Genomic DNA, 15,224 nt, shown 5'->3' with positions numbered 1-15,224 from the left:
GATCGGGGGCACTGGTAAAACACTTGGAGAGCGATCGGGCCACGGTGAACCCGGCCGGTGAGAACCCCTCGCCGCCGGGCATGCGCGATCTACCCGGTCTTCGGTGTCGCCCCGCCCACCGATGCGACACGTTCCCGGATCAGCACGGCCACCGCGGCACGATCGAGCGCGCGCCCGGTCGCCATCCCCGTGTCCAGCACGTGCGCGTCGATCCGCTCGGTCATCTCCCGTCCGTACGAGGCGAGATCGATGACGTCCATCCGCTCCGGCCGATATCCGGTCACCCCACCGTGGTGGTCGGCAACCCCGAGCAGGCGGGCGGCGGCCTCGTGTTCGCCCCGGACGAACTCGACGTAGGCGAGCGTGAACACGGCCACCATCCATGATGTCAGGTCGTCGATCCGCTCGCAGGCCGCGATCATCTCGGTCAGCTTCTCCTGTGCCGGGCCGTGCACCCGGCCGCGCGCGATGTCGTTCTTGGCGCCGATCCACAACGCCGAGGCGACCAACCAGTCGTATCCGCACTCGCGCCCGAGCTCGACCGCCACGGCCAGTTCGTCATCGGCCGCATCGTGGTCACCGGCGCGAAAACACGCGCTGCCGAGCGCCATTCGCGCTTCCGCGGCGATCTGCGGCAGCCCGTCGGTCGTCGCCACCGACAAGGCGCCGCGAGCCAGGGCGATGCCGGACTCGACCGCACCGGCACCACCCTGGAAGAATCCCAGGGTCACCGCGGCATCGGCGTGGGCAAGACGGTCGTCACGTCGTGTCATGTCCAGTGGCGCGTTGGACAGAGTCGCCTCAAGACGCCCCATCGAATCCAGCAGCACATCGAGATCACCTGCGAGATAGGCGATCACGAGCACACCGCACAGCGCACGCAGCCTGTCGACAACGGGAATGCCGGGGTCGTCGGCCACCGTCAGGGCCGGTCGCAGCATTCGCAGACCCTCGTCGACGCGGCCGCGACGGTACCAGTACCAGAAGATGCCACCGACGATCTGCGTGTAGGCCGCCGGATCGGCGTGGCGGCACCGTGACAGCGCCGCATGAATGTTGGGCATCTCGGCATCGAGACGACGCGTCCAGGCCAGGGTGTCGGGACCGCGCAGTCCCGCATCGACCTCGGCGCTCATCGCGCGGACCCACCGCAGGTGCGCTGCCTGCAAGGCGGCCGAGCGGGATTCATCGAGATGGTCGACGGCGAACTCGCGCAACGTCTCCAGGATGCGGTAGCGCCGCGGGTCACCGCCGACGACGGTCACCATCGAGGAGTCGATGAGCGCCTCGAGATCGCCGAGCAATCGCGCCCCGTGACCGGTCACCGCCTCGGCTGCGGCATGGTCGAACCCGCCTGCGAACACCGTCAGCGCCTCGAACAACCGGCGTTGTGAATCATCGAGTGCACGGTAGGACCCCTCGATGGCGGCGTACATGCTCGAGTGGCGCTCGCCTGCCGCCCCCGGCAGCGCGGCTCGCGCGGTGCGCAGCAGCGCAAAGCGGTCGATCAACAGGTGGTGCAGTTGCCGCACCGACAACATCGAGGTGCGCGCGGCCGCGAGTTCGATTGCCAGGGGCAGATTGTCGAGGGCCCGGCACAGGGTGACGATGTCGGCCGGGTCCTCGGTGCGCGCGGCACGAGGGGCGCGTTCGGTGAACAGTGTTGCGGCCTCGTGCAGCGGTCCGACGACGTGGACATGCTCACCGGGAACACCGAGCCGCACCCGGCTGGTGGCGAGCACCTGCACGCCGGGGCATGCGGTCAGCAGCGCCAGGACGAGCTTCGCGGCATCACCCGCCACATGCTCGCAGTTGTCGAGTACGAGCAGCGTCCGGCGCGTGCTCAGCAGTGAGGTGAGCACGTCGACGCCACCGCGCGCGGTGAAGCCGAGCACGCGCGTCGTGGCCTCGACGAGCGAGTCGTGATCCCGGGTGCCCGAGGCCTCGACGAACCACGGACCGTCGTGGTCGGAGCGTGCCGCGGCGACTGCCATCGCCAGCCGGGTCTTGCCGATGCCGCCCGGTCCGGTGAGCGTCACCAGTCGGTCCGTTGCGAGCGCGTGCTCGACGTCGGCGAGGTCCTCGTCCCGGCCGACGAAAGAGGTGAGCGCGACCGGGACGTGACGTCCCAGACGCGCGTGGGCGTCATGCTCCGCGTCGACGATGAGACCGGGATCGTGTCGCAGGATGGCATCGTGCAGGGCCACCAGCGACGGTCCGGGATCGGCGCCGATCTCGTCGGCGAGCACGTTGCGCGCAGTCCGCAGGCTCTCCAGCGCCTGCGCCTGACGCCCCGCGCGGTACTGCGTCAGCGCGAGCAGTTCCCAGCGCCTCTCCCGCAACGGATCCGTACGCAGCAGGGCCGACAGGTCGACGATGACGGATTCGTGGTCGCCGCAGGCGCTCGACGCGGCGAGGTGGTCGTCGACGGCCGCGGTCCGCACCGCCTCGAGGCGTGTGGCCTCGATCTGGGCGAACTCCCAGCCCTCGATGTCGGAGTACGCCGGTCCGTGCCATTGGGCCAGCGCCTGTGCGAGGATCTCGCGTGCCGCGGCCACCTCACCGGATGCCAGCAGGGCGCGCCCCCGCTGCGCCTGTCCGACAAAGACATTCGCATCCACGGCGTCACGAGGGATGAGCAGTCGATAGCCGCTTCCGGTACGGACGAGCACTTCCGGCGACTTCTGTGCGTGCGCCGGCTCGAGAACGCGTCGCAGCGTCGAGACATAGGCCTGCAGGGTCCCGGTGGCCGTCCGCGGCGGACTCTGATGCCACAGGTCGTCGATGATGGTCGACGCCGACACCACCTCGCCGCCCGCGATCAGCAGGCGCGACAGCAGGGCTCGCGGCAGCGGACCCCCCAACGGCACCTCGACCCCGTCCACCCGTACCGCCAGCGCGCCCAGAACACGGACCTCGAATGGCATGTGACGACGATAAACGGATCCGGGCGATTCGGACAGAATCTCACCTGCCGAGTGAGCGCTCGCTATAACCTGGCTCACAGTTGTCATCGCCGATGAGGAGAGATCGTGTTCCCTGGAGTGTTCGCCGCCCGTACCCCCGACAAACCCGCCGTCATCCGCCCCTCGACCGGCGAGCAGTTGACCTACCGAGAACTCGACGAGAACTCCACGCGTCTGGCCAATCATCTGGAATCGCTTGGCCTGAAGCCCGGGGATGCCATCGCCGTGGTCTCCGAGAACGACCTGCACATCTTCGAGGTGTACTGGGCGGCCCTGCGCAGCGGCATGTACATCACCGCCATCAACCATCACCTGACGGCCGAGGAGACCAACTACATCCTCACCGACTCCAATGCGCAGGTCGTCTTCGCCGGTGCGTCGGTGGCCCACGCCGTCGAACGCGCGGGTGAACTCCCTGCGCTCGCCGCGCCCGGTCATCGTCTCGTGTGGGGCGGCGACCTGCCCGGCTTCGACTCCTACGAGAAGGTCCTCGCGAGCGCGTCACCGCAACCGCGCACCGATCAGCCGCGCGGCACCGACATGCTCTACTCGTCGGGAACCACCGGGCGGCCCAAGGGAATTCAGACCCCTCTGCCGCAAGGGCAGGTCGATGAGATCCCCGACGCGTACACGGCCATCTTCGCCCCGATGTACGGCTTCGACGAGAACTCCGTCTATCTCTCCCCCGCACCGCTGTATCACGCTGCGCCACTACGTTATTGCGGCACCACCAATTCGGTCGGCGGAACCGTGGTGGTCATGGACCGCTTCGATCCCGAAGAGGCCCTGCGACTCATCGAGACCTACCACGTCACCCACAGCCAGTGGGTACCCACCATGTTCATCCGCATGCTGAAGCTGCCCGAGGAGGTCCGTTCCCGGTACGACGTCTCGAGCATGAAGGTCGCCGTTCACGCCGCCGCACCGTGCCCGGCCGAGGTCAAGCGCGCCATGATCGAGTGGTGGGGCCCGGTGATCCACGAGTACTACGCCTCCACCGAGGCGGCCGGTGCCACGTTCATCGGCCCCCAGGAGGCACTCGATCACCCGGGCTCGGTGGGTAAGCCGCTCCTCGGCGTGGTGCACATCTGTGACGAGGACGGCAACGATCTGCCCACCGGCGAGGTCGGCCTGGTCTACTTCGAGCGCGAGGAGGCCGTCTTCGAGTATCACAACGACCCGGAGAAGACCGCGCAGGCACGGCATCCCGCGCACGACAACTGGTCGACCACCGGCGACGTCGGGTACGTCGACGAGGACGGCTACCTCTACCTCACCGATCGCAAGGCGTTCATGATCATCTCCGGCGGGGTCAACATCTACCCGCAGGAGGCCGAGAACGTTCTCGTCACCCATCCCGCCGTGTTCGATGTGGGGGTGATCGGCGTCCCCGACCCGGATCTCGGCGAGGTCGCCAAGGCGTGCGTCCAGCTCGCCCCCGGGTTCTCGCCGTCCGACGAGCTCGCCGCCGAGTTGCTCGACTTCACCCGAGACAAGATCGCGGCCTACAAGGTGCCCCGCTCGGTCGACTTCGTCGACGACCTACCCCGGACGCCCACCGGCAAGCTCGTGAAAGGGATTCTCCGCAAGGCGTATTGGCCGTCGAACGTCTGACGATCGTTCGTCTGTGGATCGGTCGGGGTGACCCCGGCCGGTCTCAGGCGAGTTCGATGAGTTCCTGATACTCCTCGGACCAGTGATCCTCGGTGCCGTCGGGCAGCAGGATCACGCGCTGCGGATCGAGCGCTGCGGCGGCACCGGGGTCGTGGGTCACCAGGACCACGGCCCCGGTATAGCTGCGCAGGGCGTCGAGGACCTGTTCCCGCGAGATCGGGTCGAGGTTGTTGGTGGGCTCGTCGAGGAGCAACACGTTGGCCGCCGACGACACGAGTCCGGCCAGTGTCAGTCGCGTCTTCTCACCACCGGACAGGGTGCCCGCCGGCTGGTCGAGTTGAGCACCGGAGAACATGAACGCACCGAGCAGGCCACGCAGGTCCTGTTCACCGGCGTCGGGCGCGGCGTGCCGGATGTTCTCCCACACCGACGCCCCGTCGTCGAGGGTGTCGTGTTCCTGCGCGAAATAGCCGATCTTGAGCCCGTATCCGGGTTCCAGTGAACCCCGATCGGGTGTCTCGACCCCGGCGAGCAGTTTGAGCAGGGTGGTCTTACCGGCACCGTTGAGACCGAGAATAACCACGCGGCTGCCCTTGTCGATCGCGAGATCCACCCCGGTGAAGATCTCCAGGGAGCCGTAGTTCTTGGTCAACCCCGACGCCATCAACGGCGTCTTCCCACAGGTGGCGGGGTCGGGGAAGCGGATCTTCGCCGTCCGGTCGGCCACCCGCTCCTCCTCGAGCGAGTCGAGCATGCGGTCGGCTCGTTTGAGCATGTTCTGGGCCGCGGTGGCCTTGGTCGCCTTCGCGCCGAGTTTGGCGGCCTGTGTGCGCAGCGCCGACGCCTTCTTCTCGGCGTTGGCACGTTCACGTTTGCGTCGCTGCTCGTCGGTGGCACGCGCGTCGAGGTAGCGCTTCCACCCCATGTTGTAGACGTCGGCCTCACCGCGCACCGCGTCGAGGAACCACACCCGGTTCACCACGTCGGCGAGCAACTCGACGTCGTGACTGATGACGACGAGCCCGCCCTCGTGGTTCTGCAGGAATCCCCGCAGCCAGGTGATCGAGTCGGCGTCGAGGTGGTTGGTCGGCTCGTCGAGCAGGAGCGTCGTATCCGACTTGCCGGCACCGTCGGAGGCGGCGAACAGGATGCGCGCCAGCTCGATTCGCCGTCGCTGGCCACCGGACAGGGTGCGTAGGGGCTGACCGAGAACGCGATCGGGCAGGCCGAGGGAATGGCAGATCCGTGCCGCCTCGGACTCGGCGACGTAACCGCCGAGCGCGGAGAACCGCTCCTCGAGTTGCCCGTACTTCACGACCGCCTTGTCGCGCACCTTGTCATCGGCGGCCTCGGCCATCAGCGCCTGCTGCTTTTCCATCTGGCGCATGATCGAGTCGAGTCCGCGCGCCGAGAGCACCCGATCACGGGCGAGTACCTCGAGGTCGCCCTCCTTGGGGTCCTGCGGCAGGTACCCGATCTCGCCGCTGCGCACGACGGCGCCGGCATAGGGCTCGGTCTCCCCGGCCAGGATGCGCAGCGTCGTGGTCTTCCCGGCGCCGTTGCGTCCGACGAGCCCGATGCGGTCGCCGGGTTGGATGCGCAGCGCCGAGCCGGGCGCCGACAACAGGGTCCGGGCGCCCGCTCGGACTTCGAGGTCGGTCGCGGTGATCACGACGGTCCAGTCTAATGGCCGAGCGACATCAAGACCGCATCGCCGGGATTCGTCCACGTCAGCGACGCGGAGCGGGGGCGCGGCGACGACAGGCGACGGCCGATTGGGACGCCGGGTTAGGGTCTACTACACTAGCTTAGGCTCACCTTAGCGGCACCGAATTCCCGTGCATTCCCGTGCGGCACGGAACCCGCGAGCCCGACCCGACCGGATTCGAGGGAGTACACCCGGTGACCTCACCCCATCCGCATGACCCCCATCCGCATGTCCACAGCATGTGCGTCGTCATCTGCTGCTACACCGACGATCGGATGGCGCTGCTGACACGCGCGATCGATGCGGTCACCTCGCAGCTGTGTCCTGCCGATCGTCTGGTGGTGGTCACCGACCACAACGACGTGCTCGGGGACCGGGTGACAACCCTGGTGCGCGACCTTCCCGCACGCATCGATGTGGTGCCCAACGGGCAAACCCGTGGCCTGTCCGGTGCGCGCAACAGCGGCTTGCGGTGCGCGACGGAGGATCTCGTGGTGTTTCTCGACGACGACGCGGTGCTGCGGCCGGGCGGTCTCGCCGAGGTGCGTCGAGCCTTCCGCGACCCGTCGATCCTCGCCATCGGCGGGCGCGTGGACGCCGCGTGGTCGGGCACCGGCGCTCCCGGCTGGCTTCCCGACGAGTTCGGATGGGTGGTCGGCTGCGACTATCGGGGTATCGCCCCCGACTGTGCCGACATCCGCAATCCGATCGGCGCCGCGATGGCCGTCCGGCGTGCCGAGCTGGTCGAGATCGGGGGCTTCGCCGGTGAACTCGGGCGCGTCGGCGACCTGCCCGTCGGTTGCGAGGAGACCCTGATGGGCATCGAGTTGCACCGCCGGTTCACCGACGGCCGCATCGTGCGGCGCACCGGATTCGCGGTCGACCACTCGGTCACCGAGTCCCGCGCGACTCTGCGGTACTTTCTGCGACGCTGTCTGCACGAGGGCCGGTCGAAGGCCGTGTTGCGCCGGATGGCCGGCGCGACCGACGCGTTCTCGGCGGAGACCTCCTACGTCCTGCGGACCATCCCCACCGGGGTCCTGCGGTACCTCGCTCAGCTGCTGCGCGGCGATCTCGGGGCGCTCGCGCGGGTACTCGTGATGGTGCTCGGCGTGGCGGTGACCGCAGCCGGTGCGGTGTCGGCCCGGCGTGACGGTGGCCCGGTCGCGGCCAGGCGTGACGGTGGCCCGGTGTCGGCCACGCGGGCACGGTTCACCGGCTCCGACTTGGTGTCGGTCGTCATCCCGACGATCGGACGAGACCTCCTCGCCGGCACCGTGAAAGCGGTGCTGGCCCAGCACCATTCACCGCTCGAGGTCATCGTCGTCGACAACCGTCCGGCGTCCGGGCGGACCCGGCAGATCCTCGATGACTTCGACGATCCGCGGCTGCGGGTGGTCGACGAGTCGTTTCCGGGCATCTCCGCAGCCCGCAACGCCGGTATCGCCGCGGCTGCGGGACGGATCATCGCGTTCACCGACGACGACGCCCAACCCCGCCCCGACTGGGTTTCGACGATCGTGGAGACCTTCGTGCGCGATTCCACCGGCACCATCGGTGCGGTGACCGGCCGCGTGATGGGCGTGGAATCCCTCACCGAGCTCCAGCAGATGTTCGAGGACGCCCGGGTGTTCGACAAGGGCGAAGACCTCACGGTGTGGGCGCTGCGCCCGCATCCGACTCACGTCGCGGCGGGCGTTGCCGGCGAGCACAACTTCTTCTTTCCCTACACCGCGGGCCAGTTGGGCAGCGGGAACAACCTGGCGCTCGCCGCCGAGATCCTGCCGCACACCGGGGTGTTCGACGAACGCCTCGGCACGGGCACCCCATCCCGCGGTGGTGAGGACCTCGACCTGATGCGTTCGGTCATCCTCGCCGGATGGGCGATCGCCTACCGACCCGACGCCGTGGTGACCCACTACCACCGCGACAACATGGCCGAGTTGCGCACGCAGAGTTACGGATACGGCACCGGGATGTCGGCATCGCTGACCAAGCTGGCGTTGTCCCGGCACGGCCTGGCCCTGGCCTGGCGCATTCCCGCGGGTCTGCGCGCACTGTTGGTACCCGGTTCGGAGAATGTCTCGGCCTTCGCCCGGGAACAATGGCCCGACGAACTGCGAAGGCTCGAACGGCGCGGCTATTTCGCCGGACCAGTACTGTTCCTGCGCGGCCACCGTCGCTGCCGAAGACGGGCGATGCCCGGCACCGGCGTACGCCGCCCCGGTGCACCCCGACCCGAGGCACTCCGACCCGAGGCACTCCCGACGGGATCGCTCGAATGACGCTCACTGCAGACCGATCCGAGGCCGGCCCCGAGACCGATCGACGCTCGGTCGGGTATGGATTCCCGCCGCGGGCGGCACTGTCGGTGGCTGCGGTACTCGCCGCGGTGCTACTCCTCCTCGATGGTGCCGCCGCAGCCGACATCGACATCGCCGGTGCCGGGGTACGCGCCGCACTCGTCTTCCTCGGCGTCCTCACCCTGCCCGGCCTGCCACTGGTCATCGCGCTGGGGATTCCCGGTCGCGCATTGTCGACGGTTCTCGCCGCGGCGATCTCGTTGTCGGTCACCGTGCTCGCAGCGCAGACCACGATGATCGCCGAATGGTGGAGTCCGCCACGGACGCAGGCGATTCTGATGGTCGCCACGCTCGCGGTGTGCCTGTGGACGTGGCGCACCCTGCCCGCGGCGACCCGATCGGGCACCTGGCGGCTGGGTCGCCGGACGTGGACCCGCACCCGGGCCCGCAGCCTCGTGGCGCTGCTGGGCGCGCTGGTGCTGTTCGTCGTGGCTGCCGAGTCACTCGACGTGTTGCGGGTCGGTCGATTCGGTGTCGTCGCCGGTCTGGACGCCTATTACTTCGTCGGGCTGGCCCTGCTCGCGGTGGTGATCGTCACCGCCCTGCGCGCCCGCCGCCTCGACCCGCTGGTGCTGTCGGCCTCGACGGTGCTCGCGGTCGTCTACAACGGGATGCTCGTCGGTGCCGCCACCGGCGAGACATCGATTCCGACGTCGTTCGTCCACCGCGGTTTCATCAGCATCCTCGCCCAGGGGCACGCACTCCCCGACCAGATCGACGCGCGCTTCAGCTGGGCCGGGTTCTTCAGCATGGCCGCCCACGTCCAGACCGCGGCCGGACTACCGGATGTCACCGGCGTTCTGGTGTGGGCACCCCTGGTGTCGGGTGTGGTGATGTCCTTCGGCGTCTACGCCATCGCGATCGCAGTGACCGGCCGCGCCCGCCTGGCGTGGATGTCGGTGCTGCTCTACCACGGCTTCAACTGGTATCAGCAGGACTACTTCGCACCGCAGGCGATGGCCCTGATCGGCTACACCGCCATCCTTGCGACCCTGCTGTGGCAGCTGCGCCGGGCACCGCTCCCCGACCTGGAAGACGGCCGAATTCAGCGTGTGCTCAACGCCTTTGCGCGCACCCCGGGTCGCGTACCCGGCGTTGGCGCGGGACGCACCCTGGCCATCGAGGCGATACTCGTCGTCATCGTGGCGGCCGGCACCGTCTCCCATCAGATGACGCCCATCCTCACGATCGTGGCGTTGGCGGCATTCGCGGCGACCGGAACCACGCGCTACCGCACCCTGTGGCTGGCGGCCGGTCTGATCTTCGCCGCGTGGTTCTCCTACGGCGCCACCGACTTCTGGCTGGGTCACCTGCAGTCTCTCGTCGAGGAGGTCGGCAAGGTCGGCCAGTCGGTGGAAGCCGGGGTCGGTGATCGCCTCAGCGGTGACCCCACCTACACCCGAATGCAGTATCTGCGCATGATGGCCTCCGGCGGATTCGCTCTCGTCGGTCTTGTCGGCTGGTTCGTCTGGCGGACCAAGCGAACACGGCTGATCGCCGGTCTCCTTTGTGCTGCACCGTTTCTGCTCGTGGCACTGCAGAGTTACGGCGGCGAGATGATCATCCGATGCTTCTTGCTCGCCTCACCCGTCCTGGCGCCGTTCGTCGCCCTGACCCTCGCGTGGGCGGGCCACCGGATCGCCGTGGCCCGCGGTCGACGACCGGCGTCGCCGCGGCTGACCGTGCTGACGTCGGTGGTGTTGTGCGTCGCGGTGTTCGCCGTCGGTGTCCTGGAAACCACCAACCGCGGATTGAACACAGCGTTCGAGGCGTCCACCCGCGACGAGGTGGTGCTCACCGATGAGTTCATGGCGACGATCCCCCCGGATTCGCTGGTGATGAGTTTCAGCCACGCGCCACACTCGGTCGGCATTCGTCGCACGCTGGACCCACACGGCCCGAAGTTCGCGTTCATCGATTCCTATCCGTGTTTGAACAACATCGCACTGTGCACCGAGCAGCGCGATCCCGACTTCGTCTACATCACCAATCAGGGGATCCAGATGCTCGTACTCCAGTACGGCCAGGACCCGGCATGGCTACGACACCAGATCGACGAGGTCGTCGACACCGGACGATTCCGGGTCACGGTGAACACCCCGAGCGTGCAGATCCTGCGCAACGTCGAGAACGGACCGAGATCATGAACCTCACCATCGCCGCGTTCGTCGCCGGCGCCGTGCTGCTCGTGGTGGGCGCGGCACTTCGCGAATTCCAGGTCCCCGCATCGGGTGCGACGGGCCGGGGTCGCTTGGCACATCGGGTGACCATCCTGGTGGCCGCGTGCACCGTGGTCGCCGCCTGCCTGACCGTGCAGCGCCTCGCGGTGATGGCGCTGTGAGACGGCCCCGGCGGAAACGACCAGGTTCACCACGCCCGCGGCTGCTGCCGATTGCGTTGGGCGCCACGCTGATCGCCGGCGTCGCCGCGTGCGCACCGGCATCGGGCGATCCGATGCACAACGCCGCGCAGACGAGCAACTGTGTCGGCGCCGGGGTCGACGGCGCGGGCACCGCACCGGCCGCCCAGGACAGCCGATTGTGGAAGCGCGTGTTCGTCGACACCTTCGACCGATGTGACCTCGGCGACCGCTGGGGTACCTATTCCGGGTCGCCGGGCGGGAATCCCGTCGGCCGGTGGGATGCGTCGATGGTGCGTGTGCACGACGGCGTTCTGCGACTGTCCGGCGAGAAGACCGCGACGGGGTGGACGACCGGCGGCGTTTCCAACTATCCGGTCACCCAGACCTACGGGCGGTGGGAGGTGCGGATGCGGGCCACCGACAGCGCCGATCTCTCCTATCACATGCTGTTGTGGCCCAAGGACGAACAATGGCCGCCCGAGATCGACTTCGCCGAATCCATCGCCTCCCGACGCGATCAGATGTCGGCGTTCGTCCACTGGGTCGACGCCCGAAACGGGGACGGGGACAACAAGAAGGCCCATGCCGAGGTGAGCGGCGACTTCGGCGACTGGCACACCGTCGGCGTCGAGTGGCTGCCCGGGCTGATCCGGTACCTGCTCGACGGCCGGGTGTGGGCGGAGGTCCGTGATCCGGTGATGGTGCCGACAGTGCCGATGTGGCTCGGCATGCAGGTCGAGGCCGGCGCATGTGAACGTCGCGCCGACTGGGGTATGGCACCATGCTCGCCCGACGAGCCCCGTCCGACGCATGGTGAGGTCGAGATCGACTGGGTGGCGGTGTATTCGCCCATCGACGACGTCGCCGCGTTCACCAGTGCCGGATATCTCACGCCGACACCGGGAGCCGCTCAGCTCGGAGCGAGCTGAGCGCGCCCCGTCACCGCGCGTGTGAGCGGCACCGCGACGAGTAGGGCGGCGGTGCCCTCGGCGATGATCATCGCCCACCCCGCGGCGATCAGCCCGTGATCGCCGATCCACGCGGCGGTCAACGACAGCATCGTCACGGCACTGATCACCTGAACCGCCAACGCCGGACCGAGCCGGCACCGCACACGGCAGATGCCGACGTAGGCCAGGCCCACCGCCGCGAGCGGGAGTGCGGTGGCACCGAGCCGCAGCAGGACGGTGCCGTGTGCGGCGTAGTCCAGTCCGGCCAGCCGCAGGAACACCGGGCCGATCACGATCAGGACCAGCGCGGCCATCGTCGCCCCGCCGACGAGAATGGCCACGAACTGCCGCGTACGACGCAGGGCCACTTGGGCATTCGGCAGCGCTGGGGCATTCGGTGTCGCTGGGACATTCGGCGACACCGGGGAATTCGCGGGCCGTGCGGCATCGTCGGCACTCATCGCCGCCACATACGGTCCCAGCAGCATGGTCAACAGCACCAGCACCGCGCTCACCAGAGACCACACGATCGAGAAGTACGCATTCTGATCGGCCCCGACCCGCGCGATCACCACCGGCGGCAGGATCAGCGGGGTGATCGCGCCGGCCACATAGACGCCGTAATTGCCGGCGAGAAAGCGTCGTTGGGTCTGCCACGGGGGCAAGGCGGTCGGCGTGAACGCGACATCGGCGGCACGCAGACGGAGTTCGCGGCGGGCGACCCACCACAGCAGAGCGGCCGCGACAGCCGCCGTCACCACCCAACTGCCGATGAGTCCGAGCCGGTCGGCCGACAGGGCGAGCGCGGCCGCAGCGGCGAGTTTCGCGACCGCGTGCACGATGTTCTTCTGGGCCGACCAGTCGGCGCGTCCCATCGCGATGCTCACGTGGTCGAGCATCGCGAACGACGACAGGACCACCACCACGATCGGGAACATCCACATCTGCGCGGCGCCGTCGAACATCTCCGACGTCGGGCCGACGATCAGGAAACCGCACCCGAGCAGAGCGCCGCAGCTCGCGCCGATCAGCAGGCCTCGGCTCGGAAGTGTCAGGCTGCGTTCACCGGCAATCGGCAGAAACCGTTCGAGATAGGCGCCGATTCCCAGATTGCCGAACGCCGAGAGCATGGTGGCGGTGGTGATCACCGCAGCAGCGGCTCCGACCTCCGACGCCGGATACATGCGCCCGGCGAGGACCCAGTAAACCAACCCGAGAACCGCGGTTCCCAGACCCGAGACCACCAGCGCTGCCGAGCTTCTCGCGATCGTCTGACCGGTCGGCGCAGGCCCGTCGGACAGATCGGCGCGAGCGGCGATCACCCCGCGAGTTCGTCGGATGCGAGTTCGATCGCCGCACCCGCGCGCACTCCGTGACGCGTCGCCGACCGGTGCGAACGCCAGTGCTTGAATTCCTGGTTGATGGTGCGCAGCACGCGCATGCCATCGCTGTAGGCGTTGAGATTGCTGCGCCCGTGCAGTCGTGGCCCCTCGAAACTCCCGACCTCGGTGATCCGCAGACCTGCGGTCGCCAATCGAACGTTGATGACGGTCTCGATCTCGAACCCGTCACCCCACTGCGCCCGACGATATCCGGTGGGCGGCAATTCGATCTGCTCGGCGTGACGCGCCCAGAAGGCGTTGTAGCCGTAGCAGAGATCGGTGAACTTCGTATGGAAGTAGACGTTGACGATGGTGTTGAGGGCCTTGTTGCCGACCCGGCGCAGTGCGGTGATGTCGGTGCTGCCGCCCGCGCCGACGAATCGACTGCCCTTGGCCAGGTCGGCGCCCTCGACGAGCGCCTGCACGAACAGCGGGATCTCCGCCGGATCGGTGGAGCCGTCGGCATCGATCGTCACGATGATGTCGCCGGTGCAGGCCTCGATCCCGCATGCGAGTGCATTGCCCTTGCCCGAGCGGGTCTGGGTCACGAAAGTGGCTTCGGGCCACAGCTTTCGGGCCACGGCCACGGTGTCGTCGGCCGAGTTGCCGTCGACGAAGACGATCTGATCGATGCCCTCGGGCATCCGGAAGGCCACATAGGGCAAGTTCTTGGCCTCGTTCATCGCCGGGATGATCACCGAGACGCTCGGACGGGAGCCCGCCGCGTCGGAGATGGGCGAGATGTCACCATGCCCGATGGGCGAAATGTCACCGTGCCCAATGATTCCCGGTCGTGCGCTGTCCTGCATGGGTCCCCACTCGTTGCGGTTCGAACTACCTGAAGTTAGGCTTAGCGTAGACTAAAGGTTAGCCTAACCAAAGCCCGGTTCGCCTGAGTGCCGCACTTCACACCTTCTGCGGCGAATTGCGATCAACGCACAGGCTAGCCTAGCCTAAGTAATCGATCCACCCAGGCCTGCCAGGAGACCCGATGAACACCTTTCCGGACGGATATCGCCGTCCACATCCCACGGGCGGCAAGGCTATTCGGCTCTCCCGCATCGCCGACCCGGTGACCATGCGGTCCCAGATCGTGCCGATGGACCATTCGGTCACCGTCGGTCCGCTGGGCCCCACGCACCACACCGAACGCATGGTCCGGCTGCTCGCCGATTCCGGCTGTGATGCCGTGGTGCTCCACCGAGGTCGCGCCCAACAGGTCACCTCGGCGGCATTCGCCACCATGGGGTTGATCGTGCACCTGTCGGCGAGCACTTCTCTCGGTCCCGATCAGGACGCGAAGGTTCTCGTCGGGGGTGTCGACGCCGCGTTGCGGATCGGCGCGGACGCGGTGAGCGTGCATGTCAACGTCGGCTCCGCGACCGAGGCACGGCAACTGCAGGACTTCGCTGCCATCTCCCGAGAGTGCGACGCACTCGGGGTGCCACTGCTGGCCATGATGTACGCACGGGGTCCGGCCCTCCCGGCCCAGCCGACGGGCACGACACTGGCCCATCTCGCGGCGATCGCCACCGATCTCGGTGCCGACATGGTCAAACTCGACTACGCCGGCTCCGCAGAGGTCATGCGGGCCGTCGTCGACTCCACCCCGGCGCCGATCTACGTCGCCGGCGGGCCCGGCCGCACCGACGACGAGGCCATCGAATTCGGCGCGGAGGTGCTCACCAGTGGAGTCGCCGGACTGAGCTTCGGCCGCAACATCTTCGACGCCGCCGACCCGTTCCGGGTCGCCAGCAGCCTGGCCGATCTGGTGCACCGCCGTGCGGCGACCACGGCGATGGCGCGCGCCGGAGCGGCCGCCGACGTCACCGCACTCGAATCGGCCTGAGCCGAGTTGGACAGGTTCGAGTCAGCCCGG

General features: G+C 68.2%; 10 protein-coding genes. 6 read left to right on the top strand and 4 right to left on the bottom strand.

What is annotated here, in order from left to right:
* Positions 1 to 89: 89 nt before the first annotated feature.
* Positions 90 to 2,927, bottom strand: a complete 2,838-nt coding sequence (locus tag J6U32_RS15805; protein ID WP_208791167.1) for a BTAD domain-containing putative transcriptional regulator — start codon at positions 2,925 to 2,927, stop codon at positions 90 to 92.
* Between the two features lie 105 nt (positions 2,928 to 3,032).
* Between J6U32_RS15805 and J6U32_RS15800 the strand changes: the two genes are divergently transcribed.
* The gene (locus J6U32_RS15800; RefSeq protein WP_208791166.1) at positions 3,033 to 4,580 is read left to right on the top strand and encodes an acyl-CoA synthetase; all 1,548 of its coding nucleotides are present in this window, start codon (positions 3,033 to 3,035) and stop codon (positions 4,578 to 4,580) included.
* Between the two features lie 43 nt (positions 4,581 to 4,623).
* Here the strand turns inward: J6U32_RS15800 and J6U32_RS15795 are convergent, their stop codons facing one another.
* Positions 4,624 to 6,252: an ABC-F family ATP-binding cassette domain-containing protein gene (locus J6U32_RS15795; RefSeq protein ID WP_208791165.1), complete on the bottom strand. Its 1,629-nt coding sequence runs from the start codon at positions 6,250 to 6,252 to the stop codon at positions 4,624 to 4,626.
* Between the two features lie 230 nt (positions 6,253 to 6,482).
* On the opposite strand from J6U32_RS15795, the gene J6U32_RS15790 reads away from it, so the two are divergent.
* From J6U32_RS15790 to J6U32_RS15775, 4 genes are read left to right on the top strand one after another with little or no spacing between them, the layout of a single operon-like run.
* Positions 6,483 to 8,573: a glycosyltransferase family 2 protein gene (locus tag J6U32_RS15790; RefSeq protein WP_244332017.1), complete on the top strand. Its 2,091-nt coding sequence runs from the start codon at positions 6,483 to 6,485 to the stop codon at positions 8,571 to 8,573.
* Positions 8,570 to 10,798 (top strand): hypothetical protein, encoded by a 2,229-nt coding sequence (locus J6U32_RS15785; protein ID WP_208791164.1) that lies wholly within the window; start codon positions 8,570 to 8,572, stop codon positions 10,796 to 10,798. The genes J6U32_RS15790 and J6U32_RS15785 overlap by 4 nt, the downstream gene beginning before the upstream one ends.
* Positions 10,795 to 10,992, top strand: a complete 198-nt coding sequence (locus tag J6U32_RS15780; protein ID WP_208791163.1) for a hypothetical protein — start codon at positions 10,795 to 10,797, stop codon at positions 10,990 to 10,992. The genes J6U32_RS15785 and J6U32_RS15780 overlap by 4 nt, the downstream gene beginning before the upstream one ends.
* A 56-nt stretch (positions 10,993 to 11,048) precedes the next feature.
* Complete coding sequence (locus J6U32_RS15775; RefSeq protein WP_208791162.1) at positions 11,049 to 11,942, top strand: glycoside hydrolase family 16 protein; 894 nt, start codon at positions 11,049 to 11,051, stop codon at positions 11,940 to 11,942.
* Here the strand turns inward: J6U32_RS15775 and J6U32_RS15770 are convergent.
* Positions 11,924 to 13,285: a lipopolysaccharide biosynthesis protein gene (locus J6U32_RS15770; protein WP_208791161.1), complete on the bottom strand. Its 1,362-nt coding sequence runs from the start codon at positions 13,283 to 13,285 to the stop codon at positions 11,924 to 11,926. The two genes, J6U32_RS15775 and J6U32_RS15770, sit on opposite strands and share 19 nt — an antisense overlap.
* On the bottom strand, positions 13,282 to 14,154 hold the full coding sequence (locus J6U32_RS15765) for a glycosyltransferase family 2 protein (RefSeq protein WP_208791160.1): 873 nt from the start codon (positions 14,152 to 14,154) through the stop codon (positions 13,282 to 13,284). Before J6U32_RS15765 ends, J6U32_RS15770 begins: the two co-directional genes overlap by 4 nt.
* Before the next feature lie 182 nt (positions 14,155 to 14,336).
* Here J6U32_RS15765 and J6U32_RS15760 point away from each other — a divergent pair, with 182 nt between their 5' ends.
* Positions 14,337 to 15,194 (top strand): 2-amino-3,7-dideoxy-D-threo-hept-6-ulosonate synthase, encoded by an 858-nt coding sequence (locus J6U32_RS15760; protein WP_208791159.1) that lies wholly within the window; start codon positions 14,337 to 14,339, stop codon positions 15,192 to 15,194.
* Positions 15,195 to 15,224: the final 30 nt, after the last annotated feature.

The sequence above is a fragment of the Gordonia polyisoprenivorans genome (genome assembly GCF_017654315.1).
Lineage (GTDB): Bacteria > Actinomycetota > Actinomycetes > Mycobacteriales > Mycobacteriaceae > Gordonia > Gordonia polyisoprenivorans_A.
Note: the sequence above shows the minus strand (reverse complement) of the source record. Positions and strands in the feature narration are given on the sequence as shown.

What these genes read in the sequence shown, in the direction of transcription:
- J6U32_RS15805 (WP_208791167.1), bottom strand. Translation starts at nt 2,927, where the DNA reads ATGCCATTCGAGGTCCGTGTTCTGGGCGCGCTGGCGGTACGGGTGGAC.
- J6U32_RS15785 (WP_208791164.1), top strand. Translation starts at nt 8,570, where the DNA reads ATGACGCTCACTGCAGACCGATCCGAGGCCGGCCCCGAGACCGATCGA.
- J6U32_RS15780 (WP_208791163.1), top strand. Translation starts at nt 10,795, where the DNA reads ATGAACCTCACCATCGCCGCGTTCGTCGCCGGCGCCGTGCTGCTCGTG.
- J6U32_RS15765 (WP_208791160.1), bottom strand. Translation starts at nt 14,154, where the DNA reads ATGCAGGACAGCGCACGACCGGGAATCATTGGGCACGGTGACATTTCG.
- J6U32_RS15760 (WP_208791159.1), top strand. Translation starts at nt 14,337, where the DNA reads ATGAACACCTTTCCGGACGGATATCGCCGTCCACATCCCACGGGCGGC.